Origin of the sequence: Streptomyces yangpuensis (genome assembly GCF_001005295.1) — a bacterium.
Taxonomy (GTDB): Bacteria; Actinomycetota; Actinomycetes; order Streptomycetales; family Streptomycetaceae; genus Streptomyces; species Streptomyces yangpuensis.
The window spans coordinates 60824-85219 of sequence record NZ_LBMK01000010.1; the positions used below are offsets into that span (position 1 = coordinate 60824).

The following is a 24396-nucleotide window of genomic DNA, read 5'->3' on the forward strand; positions in this document are numbered from 1 at the left end:
GGCGGAATGGCAGACGCGCTAGCTTGAGGTGCTAGTGCCCTTTATCGGGCGTGGGGGTTCAAGTCCCCCCTCGGACACCAACGGCGAGAGGCCGGTCAGGAGAGATCCTGACCGGCCTCTCGTGCGTTTCCGGCCACTCCGGGGCACGGAAGCTGCGTACGTGCGTCCCCCGACCCCGTACGCCGACCCCGTACGCCGCCGGAACGCGCGCGGCGGCTCCCGCGCCCGTCGCCGCCCGTCCCGGCAGTTCAGGGCGGCCCTGCGGCCTCCGGCGGCCGTGCCGCGCGAAGTCCGGGTGGCGCGGCCGGGAGCCCGGTCCCGTGGCCCGGAGTGAACGGCGAGACCCCCGCGCGGGAACGGGTTCCGGCGCGGGGGTCTCGTGGATTGCGGGGTGCGGGGTGCGGGGGTCAGTCGCGGGTGGCGGCCAGTTCGGCGACTCGGCCGCGGACCAGGAACCAGCCGCCGACCAGGGCGGCGGCGATGACCGGGACGAGCATGACCGTGGTGCGGCCGACGCCGCCGTCGCACCACATCAGGACCAGGACCGTGGCGAGGAAGATCAGGGTCACGATCTGGGTGTAAGGGGCCCAGGGCAGGCGGTAGGACGGGCGGGAGACCAGGCCGTTCTTCGAGCGGTGCCAGAAGAACAGCGAGCAGAGCATGACCATGCCCCAGGTGCCGAGGATGCCGATGGAGGCGAGGTTGAGGACGATCTCGAAGGCCTCGCCGGGCATGAAGTAGTTCAGGCCGACGCCGGCGACACCGAAGGCGGCGGTGAACAGGACGCCGCCGTAGGGGACCTTGCCCTTGTTCATGACGCCGGTGAACTTCGGGGCGGAGCCGGACAGGGCCATCGAGCGCAGGATGCGGCCGGTGGAGTACAGGCCCGAGTTCAGCGAGGACAGGGCGGCGGTCAGGACGACCAGGTTCATGATGCCCGCGGTGCCGGGGATGCCCAGCTTGTCGAAGACGGTCACGAACGGGGACTGGTCGGCGGAGTAGGCCGTGTACGGGAGCAGCAGGGCCAGCAGGACGACCGAGCCGACGTAGAAGACACCGACGCGCCACATGATGGAGTTGATCGCCTTCGGCATGATCTTCTCCGGGTTCTCGGTCTCGCCCGCGGCGACGCCGCACAGCTCGACGGAGGCGTACGCGAAGACGACGCCCTGGACGACCAGGAGCATCGGGAGGACGCCGGAGGGGAAGAGACCGCCGTTGTCGGTGATGGTCGCGAGGCCGGGGGTGTGGCCGTCGATCGGGTGGCTGGTGGCGACCAGGTAGATGGCGACCAGCATGAAGATCACCAGGGCGCTGACCTTGACGATGGAGAACCAGAACTCCATTTCGCCGAAGTACTTCACCGAGATCAGGTTGGCGGTGAGGACGATGGCGAGGGCGATGAACGCGAGGACCCACTGGGGTACGTCGGTGAACGCGGACCAGTAGTGGGCGAACACGGCGGCGGCCGTGATGTCGGCCACGGTGGTGGTGGACCAGTTCAGGAAGTACAGCCAGCCGGCGGTGTACGCGCCCTTCTCGCCCATGAACTCGCGGGCGTAGGAGACGAAGGCGCCGGAGGAGGGCCGGTAGAGGACGAGCTCGCCGAGGGCCCGGACCACGAAGAAGGCGAAGACACCGCACACGGCGTAGGCGATCGCGAGGGAGGGGCCGGCGCCTGCGAGGCGGCCGCCCGCGCCGAGGAACAGGCCGGTGCCTATCGCTCCGCCGATCGCGATCATGTTGATGTGGCGGGACTTGAGGTCCTTGCTGTATCCCTCGTCACCGGCGTCGACATGGCGGGAGGACGCCGGGGCGGGTGCCTCGGTCAAGGTGCGGTCACTCATCTACGGCTTCGCCTTCGTGGGTGGGACAGGCAGCCCGGACGGCCTCGCAGGGGAGCTGGGTGGTGTCCCCTGTGACGCGTTCCGGGTGTTTTGATCGCCATAGGAGACCACGAGGCTCTGCCAGCCGCCAAAATCGCCCCCTGTACGCCGAAGCCCCCGACGACCTTGGAAACGGGCGTCGGGGGCTTCGTGAAGCCTCGAAAGCGAGGTCAGTCGGCGGGTGTGACATCGGCCGCCTGATCGAGACGGAAGGCTTCGTTGCCGAGTCCGATGCGGGCGTGGACCTCGGGGCGGCTGCGGCGCAGGAGGACCCCGTACAGCAGCCCGACGACGACGGCGGCGCCGATGACGCCGGGCAGGACCCAGCTGAGGGCGGAGCCCTTCTCGGCGCCGACGAGGACGCCGAAGTCCTTGACGGTGTAGACGGCGATGGCGAGCAGGGCGAGGCCCGCGGCGCCGGCCGCGACGAGCCGCCAGACCTGGGCTCCGGCGGTGCCGCGGCGGACGAAGAAGGCGATCACGGCGAAGGAGGCGGCGGCCATGAGGAGTGTCACACCGAGGGCGCCGACGCTGCCCATCCAGGTGAACAGGTGCAGGACGGGGGCGGTGGGGTCGCCGGCCGGGAGGTCGTCGGTGACCGCGAAGGCGAGGACGACGACGGTCGCGACGCCGGTCTGGAGCAGCGAGCCGGTGGCGGGGGCGCCGGTGCCGGCGTTGGTGCGGCCGAAGGCGGCCGGGAGCAGGCCCTCGCGGCCCATGGCGAAGGCGTAGCGGGCGACGACGTTGTGGAAGCTGAGCATGGCGGCGAACATGCCGGTCACGAACAGGACGTGCAGGACGTCGGTGAAGGTGGTGCCGAGGCGGGCCTCGGTCAGCTGGAAGAGCAGGCCGGGACCGGCCTCGCCGGCCGTCCTGACGACCTCGCCGGGGCCGGTGGCGACGGTGAGGGCCCACGCGCTGAAGGAGAAGAAGAGGGCGACGAAGCCGACCGCGAGGAACATCACGCGGGAGACGACGATGTGCGGCCTGCTGGTCTCCTCGGCGTACACCGGGGACTGCTCGAAGCCGACGAAGGCGGCGATGCAGAAGCACAGGGCGGTGCCGAGGCCGGCTCCGGAGAGGGTCTCGGGGTTGAAGGCGTGGAGCGAGAGGCCTTCGGGGCCGGGCTCGGTGAGGGCCGCGGCGTCGAAGACGACGACCAGGGCGCACTCGATCAGGAGGAGGACGCCGAGGACCTTGGCGTTGAGGTCGATCTTCAGCCAGCCGAGTGCGCCGGTGACGGCGACGGCGAGCAGGGCCGGGATCCACCAGGCGAGTTCGATGTTCAGGTACGTGGCGAAGAGGCCGGAGATCTCGAAGCCGAGGATGCCGTAGACGCCGACCTGCATGGCGCTGTACGCGACGAGGGCGACGAGCGAGGCGGCGGCACCGGCGGTGGGGCCGAGGCCGCGGGCGATGTAGGCGTAGAAGGCGCCGGCGTTGTGGACGTGGCGGCTCATCTCGGCGTAGCCGACGCTGAACAGTGCGAGCACGAGGCCCAGGATGACGAAGAGCAGGGGCTGTCCGACGACACCCATCAAACCGAATGTCGTGGGCATGACACCGGCGACCACCATGAGGGGGGCGCTCGCGGCGAGTACGGAGAGCAGCAGGCCGGCGGTGCCGAGGCGGTCGGCGCGCAGTGCGCGGTCCTGGCCCTTGTAGGTGCGTATCTCGGACGGCTCCTGGAGCGTGGTGGGTCTGCCCGTCGGCATGGCGGCGTCCTTTCGGGGGCGCGGTTCTTTCGGGGGCGGATGGGGGTGGGGGCGGGGTGGAGTGGGGGCGTGGGCGTCAGGCGGTGCCGAGCGCGACGTTGCGCGCTGCGAGGAAGGCCTTCTGCGGGTCCCGGTCGGGATAGGACCAGGGGGCGGGGGTGGCGTGGCTGCCGATGCGGTGGAAGAGCGCGGCGGCCTCGGCGGGGCGGCCCTCGCAGAGTTTGGCGTGGGCGAGGAAGTTGAGGTCGACCCGGTTGCGGGGGTGGTCGTCGCGCTCCCACTCCAGCCACCAGTCGAAGGCGGAGCGCAGGACCTGGCGGGCGCGGCGTCCCTCCCAGTGCGCGGCGGCCGCCTCGGGGGTGTGGCCCTGCGTGGCGGCGAGCACCCGGTAGCGCTCGGCGTGCGCGACGACGGGGAGCACGGCCAGCGGCGAGTCGGCCGGGGACTCCTCGGCGGCCCAGGCCGCGAAGTCGTAGACCTCGTGGAGCGGGCCCTGGCCGGGGCCGAGGGTGCGTTCGGCCAGCCTCGCCACCATGAGGTGGTGGGCGTGGTGGTGCTCGCGGTGGCGGGCCCGGACCTGGTCGAAGTGGCGGCTGAACTCCTCCTCGGTGCCGAAGGCGCGGGACAGCAGGAGCAGTCCGAGCCAGGGCGTGGGGTCGTCGGGGAGCAGGGCGGCGGCCCGGCGGCAGGCCTCCTCGGCCGCGGCCGGGGTGCCCTTGCGGCGCAGGGCGCCGAAGACGGCGGCGCAGGCGAGGAGGGTGGCGGCATCGGCGCTGTCCGGTTCGGCGAGCAGCCACTCGCGGGCCCAGGCGGTGGCGGCCGGGGTCTGGGCGAGGACGACGACTCGGTGGCCCCGGCGGTCCCAGTCGTCGCCGGTACCGACGAGGAGGGAGCGGACCCTGGCCCAGCGCCCCTGGGTGAACTGGGCTCTTACGTCGATGAGTTCGGCGTCGCAGAGGGCCGGGTCGAAGAGCTGGGCGTCCCGCTTGCGGGCGCGGCCGAGGGGCGGCGGAGGCGGGGACATCCGCGGGTTTCCCTCCAGGACGCGGGCGGACGGGGATCGGGTTCGGTGGCGGCCGTCGCACGCGCAGGGCGCACGCGCACGGCCGGCGGTCGGGCTGGGCTCCGGGGATCGTGCCGGTGGAGCTCGGCGGAAGCCCCGGCGGAACTCCGGAGGAAGTGCGGTGGAACTCAAGAGGTCGCCGCCGAACACGGGCGGAATCCGGCCGGAACTCCGGTACGCACTCCGGTGATCACGCACAGCAAAGCGGTACGCGCAGCTCCGAGTCAAGGTCCAGTCCACTGCGTGGCGAGTTTCAACTGCTCTGATGCCCGTGCCGGTTGGCACGCGATATTCGTTCAGGGCCGCCGCGGGCCGCGCCGTAGGGTGCCCGTATGACGGCATATGACGATCTTCCCCCGTACCTTCTGGGGTTCCCCGGCCCATTGCGCGACCAGCTGGTCGCGGCCGTGCTGAGCGGGGCGAAGAGCAGCACCACCGGCCTGCTCGCCGAGTACGAGGCGGAGCGGGAACCGCTGCCGGAGCCCGGCTCGCGATCCCTGCTGGTCGACTCCGACGAGCGCGGCGTGGCGGTGGTGGAGGTGACGGCCGTGGAGGTGCTGCGGCTCGCCGAGGTGACGCTGGAGCACGCGCTCGACGAGGGGGAGGGATACACGTCGGTGGCCGAATGGCGTACGGCACACGAGGAGTTCTGGCACAGCGAGCCGGTGCGGACGGTGATCGGCGACCCGGGTTTCACGGTCGACGACGACACCCTCGTCATCGCGGAACGCTTCCGGGTCACCGAACGCCTGACCTGACACAACGGCCCGGGCCGGGCCGGGCGAGGGTGTCAGGTCACCGACCGGGCTGCTGCTCGGCCGGCTGCGCGGCCGGAGAAGATGCAGCCGCCGAGGAAGGTGCCCTCCAGGGCGCGGTAACCGTGGACTCCGCCGCCGCCGAAACCGGCCGCCTCGCCCGCGGCGTAGACACCCGGGAGCGGTTCGCCCGTTCCCGTCAGGACCCGGGAGGAGAGGTCGGTCTCCAGGCCGCCCAGCGACTTGCGGGTCAGGATGGAGAGCCGTACCGCGATCAGCGGACCGGCCCCGGGGTCGAGGATCCGGTGCGGGGCGGCGGTGCGGATCAGCTTGTCGCCGATGTAGCGGCGGGCTCCGTGGATGGCCGTCACCTGGAGGTCCTTGGTGAAGGGGTTGGCGATCTCCCGGTCGCGGGCCACGATCTCGCGCCGGACGGTGGCCTCGTCGAGGAGGTCCTCCTTGGTCACCGCGTTCATGCCGCGCACGAGGGCGGACAGGTCGCGCTCGACGACGAAGTCGGCGCCGTTGTCCATGAAGGCCTTGACCGGGCCGGGTACGGCCTGGCGCGCCCGGTTGATGACGTCGCGCACCGAACGGCCGGTGAGGTCCGGGTTCTGCTCGGAGCCGGAGAGGGCGAACTCCTTGCCGATGATGCGCTGGTTGAGCACGAACCAGGTGTGGTCGTGGCCCGTCCGCATGATGTGGTCGAGCGTGCCGAGGGTGTCGAAGCCGGGGAAGAGCGGCACGGGCAGCCGCTTGCCGGTGGCGTCCAGCCAGAGCGGGGACGGGCCGGGGAGGATGCGGATCCCGTGCTTGGCCCAGATCGGGTCCCAGTTCTGGATGCCCTCGGTGTAGTGCCACATCCGGTCCTTGTTGATGTGGCTGGCGCCCGCCGCCTCCGCGATGCCCAGCATCAGGCCGTCGACGTGCGCGGGGACCCCGGACAGCATCCGCTCGGGCGGGGTGCCGAGCCGGGCGGGCCACTGGGCGCGTACGAGGTCGTGGTTGCCGCCGATACCGCCGCTGGTGACGATCACGGCCTGGGCGCGCAGCGAGAAGGAGCCGGTGACCTCGCGGCTGCTGGCGGTGCCCCGTACGGCGTCGGACGGCTCCAGGATCTCGCCGGTGACGGTGTCCACGGCGCCGGCGGTGGCGGCCAGCCCGGTCACCCGGTGCCGGAACGCCAGGCGGACCAGGCCGCGGGCGACGCCTTCGCGGACCCGCCGTTCGAACGGCTCGACCAGTCCGGGGCCGGTGCCCCAGGTGATGTGGAAGCGGGGGACGGAGTTGCCGTGGCCGTTCGCGTCGTAGCCGCCGCGCTCGGCCCAGCCGACGACGGGGAAGAAGCGGACGCCGCGGGCGTGCAGCCAGGGGCGCTTCTCCCCGGCCGCGAAGTCGACGTAGGCCTCGGCCCAGCGGCGCGGCCAGGCGTCCTCCTCGCGGTCGAACCCGGCGGTGCCCAGCCAGTCCTGGAGGGCGAGGTCCCGGCTGTCCTTGATCCGCATCCGGCGCTGCTCGGGCGAGTCCACGAGGAACAGTCCGCCGAAGGACCAGTGCGCCTGGCCTCCGACGGACCGCTCCGGCTCCTGGTCGAGCAGGATGACCTTGCGGCCCGCGTCGACGAGCTCGGCGGTGGCCACGAGGCCCGCGAGCCCGGCTCCGATCACGATCACGTCTGCGTCGTACGTCATGCGGATACCCGTCCTCCGTCGCTGGTGGGGCAGATCCTTTGCTACGGAGCGGTAACCAGTCAACAGCGGTGCTTGGATGGACCTGTGAGTGCCGCTGATGAAGTACTGGACGTGGTGGACCGGGACGACCGGGTCACCGGGCAGGCCCCGCGGGGCGAGGTGTACGCCCGCGGACTGATCCACCGCTGTGTGTTCGTGCTGGCCAGGGATGCGGAGGACCGGATCTTCGTACACCGGAGGACCGCTTCGAAGCTCGTCTTCCCCTCGCACTACGACATGTTCGTGGGCGGGGTGGTGGGCGCCGGCGAGAGCTACGGGCGGGCCGCGCTGCGGGAGGCCGAGGAAGAGCTGGGCGTACGGGGGCTGCCGCAGCCGGAGCCCCTCTTCACGTTCCTGTACGAGGGCCCGGGCGGGGCCTGGTGGTCCGCCGTGCACGAGGTGCGGTGCGAGCTGCCGGTGGCCCCGCAGGTCTCCGAGGTCGCCTGGTACGCGTTCCTCACGCGGGAGGAACTGGACCGGCGGATCGGGGGCGGGGAGTGGCCCTGGGTGCCGGACGGGCTGGAGGCCTACCGGCGGCTGCGCGCGCACCGCGGGTCCCGCCAGTAGATTGATCAGGTGATCGACTTCGTCAAGGACGTACGCCTGTGGTTCGCGCCGTCGCGGCTGAAGGACGAGGGCGACACCCCCGACTACCGCTTCTCGCTGGCCAACGAGCGTACGTTCCTCGCCTGGATCCGGACCGCGCTGGCCCTGGTCGGCGGCGGTTTCGCCGTCGACCAGTTCCTGCCCGACCTGCGGTGGGGGGTGCGGGTGGGCATGGCCTTCGCACTGCTCGCGGTCGGTGCGGCCTGCGCGCTGCGGGCGGTGAACCACTGGGTGCGCTGCGAGCGGGCGATGCGGCGGCACGAGGACCTGCCGCTGTCGCGGTTCCCGGTGCTGCTGAGCCTGGGCGTGGGACTGGTCGCGGTGGCGATGGTGGTGGTCGTGCTGCTGGGCTGGACGTCGGGGCGGTGAGCGTTCCGGGCACGGACCGCGACGCCGGGCTGCAGCCCGAACGGACCCGGCTCGCGTGGCGGCGTACGACGCTCGCGTCCTCGGTGGTGGCGGTGCTGGCGCTGCGGCAGGCGCTGCGCGGGTCCGGCTCGTCGGCGGAGCTGGCCGGGGCGGCGGTGACCGGGCTGATCTGGCTGGTGTTCCTGTGGGTGGCGCACCGCAGGATCCGGGCACTGGCGGCCGTCCGGCCGCGGGTGCTGGCGCCCCGGTCGGCCCTGGCGGTGGTCGGGTGCACGGTGGCGCTGGCGGTGTTCGCGGTGGCGGTCATCTTCTGAGCCGCCTGTCGGATTGTCCCACTTCCTCCCAGAGGCCGGGACACAACGGGCGATAGCCGACCATTCGCACTAGTCTCGGCGCCATGACGACCCTCCACCACGAACACCCGACGCACGAGCACACGCACGGCACGGACTGCGGCCACCAGGCGGTCCCGCACGGCGACCACGTGGACTACGCGCACGACGGCCACCTGCACCGGGAGCACTCGGGGCACTGGGACGAGTGCGAGCCGGCCGGCCACACCGCCCACGAGGGGCACGCCCACGCGCACGGCGCGGGCTGCGGGCACGACACGGTCCGGCACGGCGACCACGTCGACTACCTGCACGACGGGCACCGGCACGCCGCGCACGACGGGCACTACGACGACCACTGACGGGGGCCGCCACCCCTGAGCGCCTCCCCCCGGACCTCCGTCCCGGACCTCCTCCCGGACCTCGGTGGACGGCGGCGGACGACACCCGCCCCTCCCCCGCGCGGCGACGGCTGGCAGGATGCTGACCGCCTGTCAGAGCGACCCGGGGAGAGCGCAGATGCCCGTCGACGACCCGTACCTCGTCCAGCCCGCGCCAGGGGTCTACGCCTATGTGCAGCCCGACGGCGGCTGGTGCCTGAACAACGCCGGCTTCGTGAGCGACGGCGGCCGCACGCTGCTCGTCGACACGGCCGCCACCGAGCGGCGGGCCCTGGCGCTGCGCGACGCGGTCGTGGCGGCCGGGGTGCCGCTCCCGCGGACCGTGGTGAACACCCACCACCACGGTGACCACACCTACGGCAACTCCGTCTTCGCTCCGCAGGCGCTGGTCCTCGGGCACGACAACGCACGGGCCGAGCAGCTCGCCGCCGGCCACCAGCTGGAGATGATCTGGCCCGCGACGGACTTCGGGACGATAGAGATCACCGCACCCGACCTCACCTACAGCGACCGGGCGACCGTGCACGTGGGCGGCACCGAGGTGCACGTCGTCCACCCGGGCGTCGCGCACACCACCGGGGACTCGGTCGTGTGGCTGCCCCGGCAGCGGGTGGTCTTCACCGGCGACCTGGTCTTCGCCGGGGGCACGCCGTTCCTGGCCATGGGCTCGCTCGCCGGCTCCCTGCGGGCGCTGGAGCTGCTGCGGTCGCTGGACGCGGAAACCGTCGTACCGGGCCACGGACCGCTGACCGACCCGTCGGCCTACGACTCCACCGAGCGCTACCTGCGCTACGTGGCCGAGCTGGCGCGGGAGGGGCGGGCCGAGGGGCTGACCCCGCTGGAGGTCGCCCGGCAGGCCGGCCTCGGCGAGTTCGCCGCGTGGCGGGAGAGCGAGCGGCTGGTGGCGAACGTGCACCGGGCCTACGCGGAGCTGGCCGGGGAGCCGGAGGGCGCGCCGCTGGACATACCCGCGGTCCTGCGGGACATGACGGTGATGAACGGCGGTACGCCGATCCTCTGCCACGCCTGAGCCCGGCAGACAGGCCTGAGCTCGGCGGACAGGCCTGAGCCCGGCGGGCCGGAAGTGTTCTTTTCGGCCCGCCCCCTGGACGACATACCGACTGGTCGGCATCATGGCGTGCGGAGGTGCGCCGACGTACCTCCGCCCCTTCCCGCACGTCCACGTCCTCGTCCTCGTCCACTCCCCCGCACGGAGGTGCGCGCATGACCTCAGCCCCGGCAGACCCCCGAGGCCTGGATCTGGAGCGGCTGCGCGGTCATCTCGACCGGGTCCGGCCGGGACTCGTGGCCGGTGCGCTGCGCGGCCGGCTCATCGAGGGCGGCCGGTCGAACCTCACGTACGAGATCACCGACGGGGCCGCCCGCTGGGTGGTGCGCAGGCCTCCGCTGGGCCACGTACTGGCCACCGCCCATGACATGCGCCGAGAGCACCGGGTCATCGCGGCGCTGCACGGGACGGCCGTGCCGGTGCCGGAGCCGGTGCTGCTGTGCGACGACGAGGAGGTGCTCGGGGCGCCGTTCTACGTCATGGAGTACGTGGACGGGGTGCCGTACCGCACGGCCGGCGAGCTGGCGGCGATCGGCCCGGATCGCACCCGGCGGGCCGTGCTCGGCCTGGTGGACACCCTCGTCGAACTGCACGCGGTGGATCCGGAGGCGGTGGGCCTGGGCGACTTCGGCCGGCCGGAGGGCTTCCTCGACCGGCAGCTGCGGCGCTGGGGCAAGCAGCTCGCGGCCTCCCGGGGGCGCGAGCTCGCCGGGATCGACGAGCTGCACAACACCCTGGGCCGCCGGCTGCCCCGCTCCCCCGCCCCGACCGTGGTGCACGGCGACTACCGGCTCGACAACGTACTGATCGGCACGTCCGCGTCCGGCACCGACGAGATCCGGGCGGTGCTGGACTGGGAGATGTCCACGCTCGGGGATCCGCTGACGGACCTCGGGCTGCTGGTGATGTACAGCTCCGACCTGGGCCTGGCCGCGTCCCCGGTCAGTACGACGAGCGGGGCTCCGGGGCATCCGACGCCCGCCGAACTGGTCGAGCGGTACGCGGCCCGGTCGGGGCGGGACACCGGGGCCATCGCCTGGTACACGGCCTTCGCCTGGTTCAAACTCGCGGTGATCCTCGAAGGCATCCACTACCGCTACACGCTCGGGCAGACCGTCGGCGCGGGCTTCGACCGGATCGGCGAGCTGGTCCCGGTCTTCATCGAGCACGGGCTGACCACCCTCCAGGGCCTCCATCCATTCGAAAACGGCCAGGAAGGCTGAGGCACACAGCATGGACTTCGCATTCGACGCCCGGACCGAGGAACTCCGCGAGCGGCTGCTCGCGTTCATGGAGGAGTACGTCCACCCGGCGGAGCCCGTCGCCGCCGAGCAGCGCGCACGGCTGGCCTCGCCCTGGGACACCCCGGCCGTCTTCGGTGAACTGAAGGCCGAGGCGCGCCGCCAGGGTCTGTGGAACCTCTTCTTCGTGGACCAGCACGGCCTCCCGGGCGCCGGGAACGGCGGGGGGCCCGGCGCGGGACTGACCAACCTCCAGTACGCGCCGCTGGCGGAGATCACCGGCCGCAGCCCGCACCTGGCCCCGGCGGCGACCAACTGCGCGGCCCCGGACACCGGGAACATGGAGCTGCTGGCCCAGTTCGGGAGCGAGGAGCAGAAGAAGCAGTGGCTGGAGCCGCTGCTGGAGGGCGAGATCCGGTCCGCGTTCGCGATGACGGAGCCCGAGGTGGCCTCCTCGGACGCGACGAACGTCGAGACCCGGATCGAGCGGGTGGGTGACGAGTACGTGGTCACGGGCCGCAAGTGGTTCATCTCCGGTGCCATGAACCCGGACTGCAAGGTCTTCATCGTGATGGGGAAGACCGACCCGGAGGGCGCCGATCCGCGCCGCCAGCAGTCGATGATCCTGGTCCCGCGGGACACCCCGGGCGTCGAGGTGCGCCGCGCCATGACGGTGTACGGGTACGAGGACCACGACCACGGCGGCCACGCCGAGGTGGTGTTCGACGGGGTGCGTGTCCCGGCGGCGAACCTGATCGGTGAGGAGGGCGGGGGCTTCGCCATCGCCCAGGCGCGGCTCGGTCCGGGCCGCATCCACCACTGCATGCGGCTGATCGGCATGGCGGAGCGGGCCATCGAGCTGATGTGCCGGCGGGCGGTGGAGCGTACGGCCTTCGGCAAGCCGCTGGCCGCGCAGGGCGTCGTGCAGAACTGGATCGCCGACGCCCGGGTGACGGTGGAGCAGCTGCGGCTGCTGGTGCTCAAGACGGCCTGGCTGATGGACACGGTCGGGAACCGGGGCGCGCACACCGAGATCCAGGCCATCAAGATCGCGACCCCGCGGGCGGTGGTGCGGATCCTGGACGACGCGGTGCAGTTGCACGGCGCGGGCGGGGTGAGCCAGGACTTCCCGCTCGCCGAACTGTGGGCGGCGGCGCGCACCCTGCGTCTGGCCGACGGCCCGGACGAGGTCCACCAGCGCTCCCTGGCCCGCCGCGAACTGCGGCAGTACATGTAGCCGGTCCCCGGTCCTCGTACGTCCGGGGGCCGGAGGGCTGCACCGGCCACCCCTCGCCGGGCGCCCGGATGTCAGGGCCGCAGCGCCCGCAGCAGCAGGTCCGCGAGGTGGTCGGCGACCTGCTGCGGCGTGAGCGGGCCGTCCGCCCGGTACCAGGTGGACAGGTGGTGCACGGACCCGAAGTGGTAGTCCACCACCAGGTCGGCGGGGGTGGCGGTGGAGAACACCCCGGTCCGCTGCCCCTCCTCGATCAGTGCCCGGAAGCGCTCGTGGTAGCGCCGGCGCTCCGCCCGTACCTGCTTGAACTTCTCCGGGCTGAGCTGGTGCATCGACCGGAAGAAGATCATGGCGTCGTCGAGGTTCTCGATGGTGGTGACGACCACGTCGGCGGCCGCGGCCCGCAGCCGCTCCTCGACGGGGGCGTCGGACGCGGCCACCGCGTCCAGGCGCTGCTGCTGCAGGCGCAGCATCCGCGCGTACACCTCGTGCAGCAGGTCGTCCTTGGAGCCGAAGTAGTGGTAGAGCGCGCCCTTGGTGACGCCTGCCGCCTCGACGATCTCCTGGACGGACGTGCGGTCGTAGCCGCGCTCGGCGAACAGCCGGGTGGCGACGGCCAGCAGCCGCTGCGGTACCGGGGCTTCGTGCGTCCCTGCGGGTTCCGTGGTCCTGGCCGCCATGGTGCTGACCTTCCCTTCCTCGTTCTCGTTCCTGCCTGGTCGGAGCGACCAGCTGTACGACCGTCCAACTGTTTTCAGCCGCGGTCGCGCAGTTCCCGTCGCAGGATCTTGCCACTGGTCGTCTTCGGAAGGACAGGCAGGATCTCGACCTGACGCGGGTATTTGTACGCGGCGATGCGATCGGCGCAGTGGGCGGCGAGATCCTCCGGCTCGGCCGAGGCGCCGGGGCGCAGGCTCACGTACGCCTTCACGCTCTCCCCGCGGTACGGGTCGGGGACGCCGACCACCGCCGCCTCGCGGACGGCGGGGTGGGTGTAGAGCACGTCCTCGACCTCGCGCGGCCAGACCTTGAAGCCGGAAGCGCTGATCATGTCCTTCTTGCGGTCGACCACGTAGAGCCAGCCGTCCGCGTCCATGAAGCCGACGTCCCCGGTGCGCAGTTCGCCGTCCGGGAAGGCCTCGGCGGTCTCGGCGGGCAGGCCCCAGTAGCCGGGTACGACCTGGGGGCCGCGGACGGCGATCTCGCCGGTCCGGCCGAAGGGGAGCTCGGCCCCCTGCTCGTCGAGGATGCGGACGACCGTGTCGGTGCCGGGCAGGCCCACGGAGAGGGTGCCGGAGGCGGGGTCGACGGGGGCTTCGAGGTGCACGGGCACGCTGGCGCACGGGGCGGTGCACTCGGTGAGGCCGTAGCCGTTGCGGAGGTAGAAGCCGAAGGCCGTGCGCAGCCGCTCGACGAGCGCGGGCGGGAGCGGGGCGCCGCCGGAGGAGAGCACCTGGAAGGAGGCGAAGTGGTCCGGGGTGACGGCGGGGTGGGCGGCCAGGGCCATGAAGGCGGTGGCCGGGCCGACGGCGTAGGCGGGGCGGTGTTCCAGGAAGGCGTCGAGGACGGCGCCGGCGTCGAAGCGGTGGGCGAGGACGAGGGTGCCGGCGTTGACGAAGCAGGCCGTGAGCTCGCAGACCATGCCGGTGATGTGGAAGAGGGGCGCGAGGGCGAAGTAGCCGGCGCCCTCGGCGATGGGGTGGGCGGTGACCTGGCGTACGGCGTTGTAGGTGAGCGCGCCGTGCGGGTTCATCGCGCCCTTGGGGGTGCCGCTGGTGCCGGAGGTGTAGCTGATGAGGGCGGTGTCGGCGGCGGTGAGGCCGGGGCCGTCCGGGGCGGGGCGCCGGGCACGGGCCACGGTGAGGAGGTCGGCGGTGTGGGGGCCCGCAGCCCCGGCGTCGGCGGGCCCGGCGGCGTCGGTGTCCGCGGGCCCGGTCGGCTGGTGCGGTATGGAGGGGCCCGCCGGGTCGGGCGCCGGGCCGAAGACGCGCGGGTCGTCCCGGGTCTGGAGGTCCCGGTCCGATGCGGTCAGCACGGTCCGTACGGCAGTGCCCCGCACGGCTTCCCGCAGGTACGCCGTCCAGGCGCGGCCGTCGCACACGAGCGCGGCGGCCCCGGAGTCGTGCAGGGCATGGCCGACCTCGCCGGACTTGTACATGGGGTTGAGGGGGACGACGACGGCCCCGGCCTTCCAGGCGCCGAGGACGGCGAGCACGAAGTGCGGGGTGTTCTGGAGCATGACCGCGACCCGGTCGCCGTGGCGGACACCGTGCGCCGCGAGGTGTCCGGCGACGGAGTCGGAGTAGGCGTCGGCCTCGGCGTAGCCGATCCGGCCGTCGAAGTAGGCGAGCGCGGTGCGTTCGGGGGCACGGGCGACGGCCGCGCGGAAGGCGTGCAGGACGGTCGGCGGCGGCGCGACGGGCGCCAGCTGGACCGGGGAGAGCAGTCCGCGCCAGGGCCGGGCGGCGTAGCGGGAGCCGTCGGTGGAGGCCGCAGTGGGGCCCGGTCCGTCGGCGGAGGCCGAAGCGGGAGCGGAGCCCTGGCCCTGGCCCTGGCCGTCGGCGGAGGTCACCTGGTCTCCCATGTCTGCTGGAGGTGGTTCATACCGCTCAGCCAGCGGTCCGGGTCGGTGGCGCGGACCGCGTAGTAGTCGGCGACCTCGGGATGCGGGAGGATCAAGAAGCGGCCCTTCTCCATGCCGTCGAACAGCGCGTCCGCGACCGCTTCCGGCTCGATCGCGGTCGGTGCGAGGACGAGTTCGCCCGCCGAGCCCGCGGCGGTCAGCATGTCGGTGCGCACTCCCTGCGGGCAGATGGCGTGGACCTGGACACCCCGGTGCCGGTAGGTCAGCGAGAGCCATTCCGCGAAGGCGAGCGCACCGTGCTTGGTGACACTGTACGGGGCGGCCCCGATCATGCTGAGCAGTCCCGCGGCGGAGACGGTGGAGACGAAGCGGCCGGTCCCCCGCTCCAGCCAGTCGGGCAGCAGCAGCCGGGCGGCCCGGACGTGGGCCATGACGTTGATGTTCCAGGCCGCTTCCCAGACGGCCTCCTCGGCGTCGGCGCCGCCGCCCGAGGCGAGTCCGGCGTTGGCGCAGTAGACGTCGACGGCCCCGCCCAGGGCCTCGCGGGCCTCGGCCACGATCTGCGAGGCGTCGCCCGGCAGCGGGATCGCCCGGTCGCCGATGGCGCCCGCGACCTCGGCGGCCCGGGCCGGGTCGAGGTCGTTGACGACGACCGTGGCGCCCTCCGCCGCGAAGCGGTGGGCGAGCGCGGCGCCGATGCCGCCGCCCGCGCCGGTGACGACGACTCGCTGGTCCTGGTACGCGCTCACGGGATCACACCTCTCGTACGGGCCTGGGCGGCCGGTGCCGGCCGGCGGCGGCCGGGTTCCGGATCTGGGCAGACTAACCAGTCGGTATGTCGGGGCGGAAGGGGCCCGGCCCGTAGCGTGGCGGGATGACGCTGTCGCGACGCGGGGTGCTGGGGCTGGCGGGGGCCGTGGGATCGGGGGGCGCGATGGGCGCCCTGGGCGCAGCCGGTCCGGCCAGGGCGGTCGGGACCGCCGGGACTGCGCAGACGGTCGGGACGGCAGGAGCCAGAGGGACGGCCGGAACCCCCGGGACGGCAGGGGCCGCCGGCGCTTCCGTTCCGCGGGCGGCGGGCCGGGTGCGCACCGGCTTCGAGCGGCTCGCCGCGGACGGGTACGCCGTCCTGGCCGGACAGCGGGTCGGGGTGGTCACCAACCCCACCGGGATCACCCCGGACGCCCGGCACCTCGTCGATGTGCTGCACGCGGACGAACGCGTCGACCTCGTCGCGGTGTTCGGGCCCGAGCACGGCTTCCGCGGGACGGCTCAGGCCGGGGACTCCGAGGGTGCCTCGCGGGACCCGGCGACCGGACTGCCCGTGTACGACACGTACGGCAAGAGCGGGCAGCGGCTCGCCGATGTCTTCACGGCGGCCGGGATCGACACCGTCGTCTTCGACATCCAGGACGTCGGGGCGCGCTTCTACACCTACATCTGGACCCTCTACGACTGCATGCGCGCTGCCGCCCTCGCTGGCAAGGCGCTGGTCGTCCTGGACCGGCCCAATCCGGTGGGCGGCCGGCGGGCGGCGGGCCCGGTGCTGGAACGGCCGTACGCCGGCTTCGTGGGCCGGGAGCCGATCGCGCTCGCGCACGGGATGACCGCGGCCGAGCTGGCGCGGCTGTTCAACGGCGAGTTCCTGGGCGCCGCCCCGGTCAGGCTGACCACGGTGGCGATGTCCGGGTGGCGGCGCGGGTCGTTCTTCGGCGAGACCGGACTGCCCTGGGTGCCGCCGAGCCCGAACATGCCGACACCGGACACGGCCCTCGCGTACGCCGGCACCTGCCTGTTCGAGGGGACGAACCTCTCCGAGGGGCGCGGCACGACCACGCCCTTCGAGGTGCTCGGGGCGGAGGGGATCGACCGGCGGTGGGCGGAGGCGGCGAACGCGCTGGGGCTGCCCGGGGTGTGGTTCCGGGAGGCCTACTTCACTCCGACCTTTTCCAAGCACATGGGGAAGGTCTGCGGCGGGGTCCGGCTGATCGTGCACGACCGGGAGGCCTTTGACCCGGTACGGGCGGGCATCGGGCTGCTGGTCACCGCGCGCCGGGTATGGAGCGGCTTCGGCTGGCGCCCGGACCACTGGATCGACCGGCTGGCCGGCTCGGACCGGGTACGGAAGCTGGTCGACGCGGGCGCCGGGGTGGAGGAGGTCGCGGGCGACTGGGCGGCGGGGCTGGCCCGCTTCGAGGCGGTGCGCGCGCGGTATCTGCTCTACCCCTGAGCCGACCGTGCCGGGGGGCTGGCCGGGCGGGCGCCGCAGCAGGATGCTGACTGCACCGGAGGCACGGCGTGGACGGCGTGAAGGGGGGACGTCATGGCGAACGTCGGTGGCGGATTCGGCTTCGGGACAGGGGCTGGGACCGGAACCGGGATCGGGGTGGGGCCGTACGCGGAGCTGACCTTCGACTCCGAAGGGGACGTGGACCGCGCCTCGCAGGGGGCGGTGGCCCGGATGGAGGCGACGGACGTGCTCGTCTTCGCGCACGGCTGGAACAGCGACCGGTCCACGGCGACCCGGCTCTACGACCGGTTCTTCGCACCCTTCCCCGCGTTGGTGAGGCCGGGGGTGCGGCTGGGGTACGTGGGTGTCGTGTGGCCGTCGATGCGGTTCTCCGACGAGCCGATACCCGACTTCGAGGCGGCCGGGGCCCTCGCGGAGGCGGGCCACGGCTGCGCGCTGGACCCCCTCACCCGGCAGGCGCTCGGGGAGTTCTGGCCGGGGCGGGGCGCGGAGCTGGACCGGCTCGCGGAGCTGCTGGCGGAGCGGCCGGAGTCGGCGGCCGCCTTCATCGAGTTCGGCGCGCTCGTGCGGGAGCTGGCCGGGGTGGACGCCGTGCACGGGGCGGTCGCGCCGGCGGTCCCCGCGATCTTCGCGGACGACGTGCTGGAGGTCTGCCGGGCCCTCACGCTGGCCCTGGTCAGGGCCGGCGCCGAGGCGGGCGCGGGAGCCGCGGCCGGAGCCGGCACCGACGCTGCCACCGAGGGTCCGGGCCTCACGGTCGGCGGCGGCCTGCGCGGCCTGTGGGGCGGCGCCAAGGAACTGCTGCGCCAGGCGGCGTACTACAAGATGAAGAAACGGGCGGGTGTGGTCGGCGAGCGGGGGCTGGGCCCGGTACTGGCGGAGCTGGCGGCGGACCGTCCGGCCGTGCGCTTCCACCTGATCGGGCACAGCTTCGGGGCGCGGGTGGTGTCCTTCTCGCTGCGCGCGGTGCCGGACGGGGCCCGGTACGTGAGGTCCGTAACCCTGCTCCAGGGCGCTTTCTCCCACTACGCCTTCGCCGACCGGCTGCCGCACGACAAGGGCCGCGGAGGTGCCCTGCGCGGCCTGCACCGGAAGGTCGACGGACCGGTGGTGGCCTGCCATTCCCCGCACGACTCGGCCCTCAGGGTCTTCTATCCGCTGGCGTCCCGGATGGCGGGTGATTCGGCCGGTCTGCTCGGATTCGACGAGCGGTGGGGCGCGATCGGGCACGACGGGGTCCGGGCGGTGCCGGGGACGCCGCGGCTGAGCCTCCACACCGTCCTGCGCGAGGGGGTGCCCGCCGCCGGTTGCGTCAGTGTGGACGCGGGCTCCGTGGTGCGGCGCGGCGGCGCTCCCTCGGGGGCGCACAGCGACATCTGCCATGAGGAACTGGCCCGGGTGGTGGTGTCCGCGGGACGTATGGGGCGCTGACTTCCGGCCATGTGCCACCCGCACGCCTCGTCCGCCCCCGCATGCGCCCGCTCCCGACCGGGCATGTTGGGCACATCGGCGGAGGTGATGGCGTGATGGCGGGATTCCGGAGTCTGGCCTACCAGGTGCGCGACGCGCGCAATGACCGGGCCCTGCGGCGCCACTCGCTGCGCCGCTGCCTGGAGCGGTTCGCGCCCTACGGGCACCGGGCCACCTGGTGGCACCTGTGCGACCGGCACGGGATCGCCCCCGAGGACCGGGGTGCCGACCCGCTGCGGCTGGTCGCCGCGCTGGAGGAGCTGGAGGACGCGCGGAGGGTCTGGCTGGAGTACGAGCGCCAGTTCGCGGAACGGCGTCGGCGGGAGAAGCACCACGGCCTGCGCCGGCCTGAGTGGGCCTGGGGCGGGAGCGGGGACGCGGTGGTGCGCTGCGCGGACCCGTGGGTGCGGCCGGAAGGCGCGCTGGGCGAGGTGCTGCGGCGGCTGGTCCGGGCGCTGGAGTCGGAGCCGGGGACGGCGTGCCCGGTGTGCGGGGACACCGAGCTGCGGTGGCCGGAGGTGGCTCCGGTGGCCCCCTGGGAGGGGGCGCCGGCCTGGGACGGACCGGTGTGCGCGGGCTGCGGGATCGTGGTGCCGAGACCGGCCCTGGCGGACTTCCCCGCCGCGGGCGCGGCGTGAGAACGGCGGCCCGACCGGCCGTGGTGTCGCTCAACGGCTCGCGCGGTGCCGCCGACGGGCCCGCCGTGCCGATGTCGCCGCAGGACCTGGCGGAGTCGGCGGTGCGGGCGGTCGCCGCCGGGGCGGCCGAGGTGCTGGTGCACCCGCGGACGCCGTGCGGGCGGGAGAGCCTTTCGCCGCGGGTGGTCGGGCCGCTGCTGCAGGCGCTGCGGGGCGCGGGGGTGGGCGTACCACTGACGGTGCCTGCGAGCATCGGCGCCGAGCCGGATCCGGATGAGCGGCGGGCACGGGTCCGGGCGTGGACGGTACTGCCGGACCGCTCGGTGGTGCACTTCGCGGAGCCGGGGGCGGCCGCACTGGCTCTGGCCCTGCTGGAGCGGGGGGTCGCGGTGGACGCGGTGGTGCCGCTGGCCGGCCCGGCCGGCCCCGAGCCGCTGGAGCGGCTACGGTCCTGGCTGACGCGGATCCCGAGCGCCGGTGCCGACGGGGTCCGCGTGGCGGCGGAGATCACCGAGCCCCGGACGGACATCCCCTGCACCGGGCCCGGGCGACCGACCGAGGCGGTTGCCCGGGCGGGGCTGCCGGTCGGGTCGTGCGAGCCGCCGGGAGGGGTGCTGCTCTTCGGGCGGGACGGGGCCTCCTGGCCGGCGCTGCGGCTGGCCGCCCGGTGCGGCACGGCCGTGCGCACCGGCGTGGGGGACGTGCTGCACCTGCCGGACGGCCGGCCGGCCCGGTCCAACGCCGAACTGGTCGCGGCGGCCCGGGAACTGCTGCCGCGGGAAGCGTGAACCGGTCGGCTACCACGCCTTCAGAGCCGCGAGCCGGTGAGCCGTTCGCCGAAGACGTCGTCCGGGTTGGACAGGGCGCAGGTCTCCATCGAGAGGCAGCCGCAGCCGATGCAGTCCGTCAGGTGGTCGCGCAGACGGGCGAGCCGGCCGATGCGTTCGTCGAGCTCGGTGCGCCAGGCCTCGGAAAGGCGGGCCCAGTCCTCGCGGTTGGGGGTGCGCTCCTCGGGGAGCTGGGCCAGTGCCTCACGGATGCTGGCGAGCGGGATGCCCACCCGCTGGGCCGCGCGTACGAAGGCCACCCGGCGCAGCGCGTCACGGGTGTAGCGGCGCTGGTTGCCGCTCGTGCGGCGGCTGCTGATCAGGCCCTTGGACTCGTAGAAGTGGAGCGCTGAGACGGCCGCGCCGCTGCGGGCTGACAGCTGGCCGACGGTGAGTTCGTGGATTTTCTCGGGAATCTGCGGCACCCGGCCGAGGGTAGCCGGAGGTCCGTTGACATACACATACGGTCCCAGCATGCTGAGCAAGCGCTTATTCGTCCGTCAGTGCTCCGCGAGAGACAGGAACAGGCATGGCCGAGCCGAGGGTCTTCACGTCCGCCGAGGAACTGCACGCCGGGATCGGCGAACCGCTCGGCCCCAGCGGGTGGCTGGAGGTGGACCAGAAGCGGATCGACCTCTTCGCGGACGCGACCGGCGACCACCAGTGGATCCACGTGGACCCGGAGCGCGCCGCGACCGGACCCTTCGGCTCCACCATCGCGCACGGCTACCTGACGCTGTCGCTGCTGCCCAGCCTGGTGCCGCAGGTCATGCGGGTCGAGGGCATGCGGATGGGCCTCAACTACGGTACGAACAAGGTCCGTTTCCCGGCGACGGTGCCGGTCGGCTCACGGCTGCGCGCCACCGCCGTGATCACGGAGGTGGCGGAGGCGGGTGGCGGCGTACAGGTCACGGCGACCGTCACGGTGGAACGCGAGGGCGGCGAGAAGCCGGTGTGCGTGGCGGAGTCGGTGTCCCGCTACTACTTCTGAACTGCTGCAGAACTACTTCCGAGGGCGCGGCCGCGCGCCCACCATGCGGAGCACGAGGTCGGCGTAGAGCGCGCCGACCTCGTCGGGTGTGCGCTGTCCGGCCGTGCTGAACCACCGGGCCACGTCGATGCACAGCGACAGCACGGCGAGGGTGGTGCCCGGCACGTCGGGGACGTCGAACTCCCCCGCCGCGACCCCGTCGGCGAGGATGCGGCGCACGGCGGCGTCGCTCCGCCGGCGCAGGGCCACGATCTCGGAGCGGTGCTCCGGGGCGAGGGCGTCGAGCTCGTACTGGACCACGCGCGCGGTGGTGTGGTGCGCTGCGTGCCACAGCACGAAGGACCGCACGGCGGCGTCGAGGCGCTCGGCGGCGCAGCCCGGGCCGTCGGCGGCGATCGTGAGGATCTCCAGCGCCTTGTCGTGCCCGATGCGGCTGATCCGGTGGAGCAGCTCTTCCTTGGTCTTGTAGTGGATGTAGAGCGCGGCCGGGCTCATGCCGGCGCGGCCGGCGATGTCGCGGGTGGTGGTGGCGTGGTAGCCGCGCTCGGCGAAGGCGTCGACGGCGGCGACGAGCAGCCGCCGTGCGGCGTCCGGGGTGACCTCGGACCACGGTCGGTAGCCGTCGGCCGTGTCCTCCGCGCTGCCCATCGCTCACTCACCTCTTCACCGTTCGGGAGTGAACACCCTACACGGAGGGTGAGCAAGCGCTTAGCGTTCTCGGCCGGGCCTGACCGGCGGCGGAAACTACTTCGGCGCGAAGGGGTCGTACTCGGCCATGATCTTCTCCATTCTGGCCTGATCCACCCGGCTGACGATCTGCGTGACCTCCTGCCGGTCGCGGATCACCTTGGCGAGGGTGAAGGCCGAGGTGGTGAGGTAGAGGACCGCGATCCCGAGGAAGGCACGGACCCAGCCGTCCGCCTCCAGCCGGTAGATCCCCACGGCCACGGCGATGAGGGCGATGGCGAAGGAGGCGACGGCCTGTCCGTAGTACGCCCCCGTGCTCTGCTGCTTGACCGGTGTCTCGTTCATGCGTCGAGCATCGGGGCGCCGCCCGGCGGTGCACATCCGCACGCGTACTCATAGCGGTGGCACCGGTACTCACTCGCGCGGGCGGCGGGGAGCGGGGGCGGCGGCGCCGGAAGCGGGGGGCGACGGGCGGCGGGCCGGGGGCGGGGGCGGGCGGCTAGAAGGCGGACACCCCGGTGCGGGCGCGGCCGATGAGCAGCTTCTGGACCTGGCTGGTGCCCTCGTACAGGGTCGCCACGCGGGCGTCGCGCAGCAGCTTTCCCGGCGGGTACTCGTCGATGTATCCGTAACCGCCGTGCACCTGGAGGGCGTTGTTCGCGGCGCGCACGGCGGCCTCGGAGGCGAACAGCTTGGCGGTGGAGGACTCGGTGGCGAAGGGCTGCCCGCGGTCGATGAGGTCCGCGACGCGCCAGGTCAGCAGCCGGGCCGCGTCCACGTCGACGGAGATGTCCGCGATCAGCTCCTGGACCAGCTGGTGCTGGGCGATCGGCTTGCCGAACTGCTCGCGGTGGGCGGCGTACGAGACGGCCGCGTCCAGGGCGGCCTGCGCGATACCGACACAGCCGGCGGCGACCGACATACGGCCCTTGGCGAGGGCGGACATGGCCACCGAGAAGCCCTTGCCCGCCGGGCCGAGCAGCGCGGAGGCGGGCACGCGGACGCCGTCGAGGACGAGTTCGGCGGTGGGCTGCCCGCGCAGGCCGAGCTTGCCGTGGATCTCGCGGCGCGTCAGGCCGGGGGTGTCGGTGGGGACGAGGAAGGCGGAGACGCCGCGGTGGTCCGGCTCCTCGCCGGTGCGGGCGAAGAGCAGCGCGACATCGGCCCAGGTGCCGTTGCTGATGAACATCTTGGTCCCGTGGAGGACGTAGGAGTCCCCCTCGCGCACGGCGCGGGTGGCGAGGTTCGCGGCGTCGGAGCCGGTGCCGGGCTCGGTCAGCCCGAAGCAGCCGAGCGCGTCGCCGGAGCACAGGCGGGGCAGCCACGTGCGCTTCTGCTCCTCGTTCCCCCAGGCGGCGACGGTCTTGGCGACCAGGCCGAGGGAGACGGAGACGATCCCGCGCACGGCGGAGTCACCGCGGCCGAGCTCCTCGGTGACCAGGACGTAGGAGAGGTGGTCGCCGCCGGAGCCGCCGTACTCCTCCGGGACGGTCAGGCCGAGGAAGCCGAGCGCGGCCAGCTTCTTCACGACGGCCCGGTTCACGCTCTCGGCGCGGTCCCACTCGGCGGCGTACGGGACGATCTCGCGCTCGGCGAACTCGCGGGCGAGCCGGCGTACGGCGCCCTGCTCCTCGCTCAGCTCCAGATTCACCGGGACCTCCTCCAGGCGGGTGACGGGTGAGGGCCGGCGCCGTTTTAACTAGCACCGGTAGTTTTTGGCGGGCAGGCTTTACTATGTGGCGCATGGCCAGACCGCGCAAGCCCCTTCTCAGCCGGGACCGCATCGTCGAGGCGGCCGGGGCACTCGTCGACGCGGAGGGGCTGGAGGCGGTATCGACCCGGCGGCTGGCGGCCGCGCTCGGGGTCAGCGGGCCCTCGCTCTACAACCACTTCCGCACCAAGGACGAGATCCTCGACGCGGTGGCGGACGCGGTGAGTTCGCGCGTCGATCTGTCCATGTTCGAAGGCGTGGGGGCCGGCGGCGGCGCCGGCAGCGGGGGCGGGGGCGGGCAGGACTGGCGGTGCGCCCTGCAGGCGTGGGCACACTCGTACCGGGACGCCCTGGCCGACCACCCCAACATCGTGCCGGTGCTGGCGCGCGGGCCCGGGCGCCGCCCGGCGGCCCTGCGGGTGGCCGACGCGGTGTTCGGTGCGATGACCGCGGCAGGGTGGCCGGCGGCGCATGCGACGCGGATCGGCGCACTGATGCGGTACTTCATCCTGGGCTCGGCGGTCGGTTCCTTCGCCCGGGGGTTCGTCGACGACCGCGCGGCGTACGACCCGGCGGACTACCCGCACCTGGGCCAGGCCCACCTGCTGGCCGAGCGGCAGCGCGAGGTGGACGAGGGCGCGTTCGAGACGGGCCTGGAGGCGCTGCTGGACGGCCTGTCCCTCCAGTACGAGGCGCTGCGGCGCGGGGAACGGCCCGCCTGACACGGCGGAGCCGCCGCACGGTGCCGACCGCACGGCGGCTGCGGGAGCCCGGGTGCGTGCGGGCCGGGTACGCGGGGCCGGTCCGGATACACGAGGCCAGGCGGGCCCGCCGCC

At 73.3% G+C, this 24396-nt stretch carries 25 protein-coding genes; 14 read left to right on the forward strand and 11 right to left on the reverse strand.

Translation table 11 applies throughout. The features are described 5' to 3' along the window. Positions 1-407: 407 nt before the first annotated feature. The 3 genes from AAT21_RS32320 to AAT21_RS32330 all read right to left on the reverse strand — a co-directional run bounded on the left by AAT21_RS32320 (position 408) and on the right by AAT21_RS32330 (position 4625). Positions 408-1847 (reverse strand): amino acid permease, encoded by a 1440-nt coding sequence (locus AAT21_RS32320; RefSeq protein WP_046780539.1) that lies wholly within the window; start codon positions 1845-1847, stop codon positions 408-410. Positions 1848-2056: 209 nt separating this feature from the next. Next, positions 2057-3601 carry an APC family permease gene (locus tag AAT21_RS32325; RefSeq protein WP_046780540.1) on the reverse strand — a complete coding sequence of 515 codons (1545 nt, stop codon included), beginning with the start codon at positions 3599-3601 and terminating at the stop codon, positions 2057-2059. Positions 3602-3677: 76 nt separating this feature from the next. Continuing rightward, entirely contained in the window at positions 3678-4625 is a 948-nt protein-coding gene (locus AAT21_RS32330) for a hypothetical protein (RefSeq protein ID WP_046780541.1), read from the reverse strand. Between the two features lie 371 nt (positions 4626-4996). Here AAT21_RS32330 and AAT21_RS32335 point away from each other — a divergent pair, with 371 nt between their 5' ends. After that, complete coding sequence (locus AAT21_RS32335; RefSeq protein ID WP_046780542.1) at positions 4997-5422, forward strand: ASCH domain-containing protein; 426 nt, start codon at positions 4997-4999, stop codon at positions 5420-5422. 32 nt (positions 5423-5454) lie between these two features. Here the strand turns inward: AAT21_RS32335 and AAT21_RS32340 are convergent, their stop codons facing one another. Continuing rightward, a complete protein-coding gene (locus AAT21_RS32340; protein WP_046780543.1) occupies positions 5455-7110 on the reverse strand; it encodes an FAD-binding dehydrogenase in 1656 nt (551 codons plus the stop codon). Positions 7111-7194: 84 nt separating this feature from the next. On the opposite strand from AAT21_RS32340, the gene AAT21_RS32345 reads away from it, so the two are divergent. The 7 genes from AAT21_RS32345 to AAT21_RS32375 all read left to right on the forward strand — a co-directional run bounded on the left by AAT21_RS32345 (position 7195) and on the right by AAT21_RS32375 (position 12404). Then, positions 7195-7716 carry an NUDIX hydrolase gene (locus AAT21_RS32345; protein WP_046780544.1) on the forward strand — a complete coding sequence of 174 codons (522 nt, stop codon included), beginning with the start codon at positions 7195-7197 and terminating at the stop codon, positions 7714-7716. A 9-nt stretch (positions 7717-7725) separates the two neighbouring features. Beyond that, on the forward strand, positions 7726-8124 hold the full coding sequence (locus AAT21_RS32350; RefSeq protein ID WP_046780545.1) for a YidH family protein: 399 nt from the start codon (positions 7726-7728) through the stop codon (positions 8122-8124). After that, positions 8121-8438 carry a DUF202 domain-containing protein gene (locus tag AAT21_RS32355; protein ID WP_046780546.1) on the forward strand — a complete coding sequence of 106 codons (318 nt, stop codon included), beginning with the start codon at positions 8121-8123 and terminating at the stop codon, positions 8436-8438. Before AAT21_RS32350 ends, AAT21_RS32355 begins: the two co-directional genes overlap by 4 nt. Before the next feature lie 83 nt (positions 8439-8521). After that, the gene (locus AAT21_RS32360; RefSeq protein ID WP_046780547.1) at positions 8522-8818 is read left to right on the forward strand and encodes a hypothetical protein; all 297 of its coding nucleotides are present in this window, start codon (positions 8522-8524) and stop codon (positions 8816-8818) included. A gap of 157 nt (positions 8819-8975) precedes the next feature. Continuing rightward, entirely contained in the window at positions 8976-9887 is a 912-nt protein-coding gene (locus AAT21_RS32365) for an MBL fold metallo-hydrolase (protein ID WP_046780548.1), read from the forward strand. Between the two features lie 194 nt (positions 9888-10081). After that, a complete protein-coding gene (locus AAT21_RS32370) occupies positions 10082-11149 on the forward strand; it encodes a phosphotransferase family protein (protein WP_046780549.1) in 1068 nt (355 codons plus the stop codon). A 10-nt stretch (positions 11150-11159) separates the two neighbouring features. Further along, complete coding sequence (locus AAT21_RS32375; protein ID WP_046780550.1) at positions 11160-12404, forward strand: acyl-CoA dehydrogenase family protein; 1245 nt, start codon at positions 11160-11162, stop codon at positions 12402-12404. Positions 12405-12475: 71 nt separating this feature from the next. Here the strand turns inward: AAT21_RS32375 and AAT21_RS32380 are convergent, their stop codons facing one another. The 3 genes from AAT21_RS32380 to AAT21_RS32390 all read right to left on the reverse strand — a co-directional run bounded on the left by AAT21_RS32380 (position 12476) and on the right by AAT21_RS32390 (position 15734). Then, a complete protein-coding gene (locus AAT21_RS32380) occupies positions 12476-13081 on the reverse strand; it encodes a TetR/AcrR family transcriptional regulator (RefSeq protein ID WP_030661506.1) in 606 nt (201 codons plus the stop codon). A 74-nt stretch (positions 13082-13155) separates the two neighbouring features. Continuing rightward, the gene (locus AAT21_RS32385; RefSeq protein ID WP_079026101.1) at positions 13156-14985 is read right to left on the reverse strand and encodes an AMP-binding protein; all 1830 of its coding nucleotides are present in this window, start codon (positions 14983-14985) and stop codon (positions 13156-13158) included. After that, a complete protein-coding gene (locus AAT21_RS32390) occupies positions 14970-15734 on the reverse strand; it encodes an SDR family oxidoreductase (RefSeq protein ID WP_046780551.1) in 765 nt (254 codons plus the stop codon). The genes AAT21_RS32385 and AAT21_RS32390 overlap by 16 nt, the downstream gene beginning before the upstream one ends. A 125-nt stretch (positions 15735-15859) precedes the next feature. Here AAT21_RS32390 and AAT21_RS32395 point away from each other — a divergent pair, with 125 nt between their 5' ends. The 4 genes from AAT21_RS32395 to AAT21_RS32410 all read left to right on the forward strand — a co-directional run bounded on the left by AAT21_RS32395 (position 15860) and on the right by AAT21_RS32410 (position 20132). Further along, entirely contained in the window at positions 15860-17215 is a 1356-nt protein-coding gene (locus tag AAT21_RS32395) for an exo-beta-N-acetylmuramidase NamZ family protein (RefSeq protein ID WP_046780552.1), read from the forward strand. A 93-nt stretch (positions 17216-17308) separates the two neighbouring features. After that, positions 17309-18667, forward strand: a complete 1359-nt coding sequence (locus AAT21_RS32400; RefSeq protein ID WP_079026102.1) for a serine-threonine protein kinase — start codon at positions 17309-17311, stop codon at positions 18665-18667. Positions 18668-18762: 95 nt separating this feature from the next. Beyond that, on the forward strand, positions 18763-19344 hold the full coding sequence (locus tag AAT21_RS32405) for a hypothetical protein (RefSeq protein WP_046780554.1): 582 nt from the start codon (positions 18763-18765) through the stop codon (positions 19342-19344). Beyond that, on the forward strand, positions 19341-20132 hold the full coding sequence (locus tag AAT21_RS32410; protein ID WP_052758084.1) for a 3-keto-5-aminohexanoate cleavage protein: 792 nt from the start codon (positions 19341-19343) through the stop codon (positions 20130-20132). Before AAT21_RS32405 ends, AAT21_RS32410 begins: the two co-directional genes overlap by 4 nt. Before the next feature lie 20 nt (positions 20133-20152). On the opposite strand, the gene soxR is transcribed toward AAT21_RS32410, so the two are convergent. Next, entirely contained in the window at positions 20153-20596 is a 444-nt protein-coding gene (gene soxR / locus AAT21_RS32415) for a redox-sensitive transcriptional activator SoxR (protein WP_030963703.1), read from the reverse strand. 104 nt (positions 20597-20700) lie between these two features. Here soxR and AAT21_RS32420 point away from each other — a divergent pair, with 104 nt between their 5' ends. After that, a complete protein-coding gene (locus tag AAT21_RS32420; protein WP_030901938.1) occupies positions 20701-21162 on the forward strand; it encodes a MaoC family dehydratase in 462 nt (153 codons plus the stop codon). Positions 21163-21174: 12 nt separating this feature from the next. Here AAT21_RS32420 and AAT21_RS32425 read toward each other — a convergent pair whose 3' ends face one another. The 3 genes from AAT21_RS32425 to AAT21_RS32435 all read right to left on the reverse strand — a co-directional run bounded on the left by AAT21_RS32425 (position 21175) and on the right by AAT21_RS32435 (position 23500). Further along, complete coding sequence (locus tag AAT21_RS32425; protein WP_046780555.1) at positions 21175-21810, reverse strand: TetR/AcrR family transcriptional regulator; 636 nt, start codon at positions 21808-21810, stop codon at positions 21175-21177. A 96-nt stretch (positions 21811-21906) separates the two neighbouring features. Next, complete coding sequence (locus tag AAT21_RS32430) at positions 21907-22194, reverse strand: YiaA/YiaB family inner membrane protein (protein ID WP_030770220.1); 288 nt, start codon at positions 22192-22194, stop codon at positions 21907-21909. Positions 22195-22348: 154 nt separating this feature from the next. Then, the gene (locus tag AAT21_RS32435; protein WP_046780556.1) at positions 22349-23500 is read right to left on the reverse strand and encodes an acyl-CoA dehydrogenase family protein; all 1152 of its coding nucleotides are present in this window, start codon (positions 23498-23500) and stop codon (positions 22349-22351) included. Positions 23501-23583: 83 nt separating this feature from the next. On the opposite strand from AAT21_RS32435, the gene AAT21_RS32440 reads away from it, so the two are divergent. After that, positions 23584-24282 (forward strand): TetR/AcrR family transcriptional regulator, encoded by a 699-nt coding sequence (locus tag AAT21_RS32440; protein ID WP_079026103.1) that lies wholly within the window; start codon positions 23584-23586, stop codon positions 24280-24282. The last annotated feature ends 114 nt before the right edge of the window (positions 24283-24396 follow it).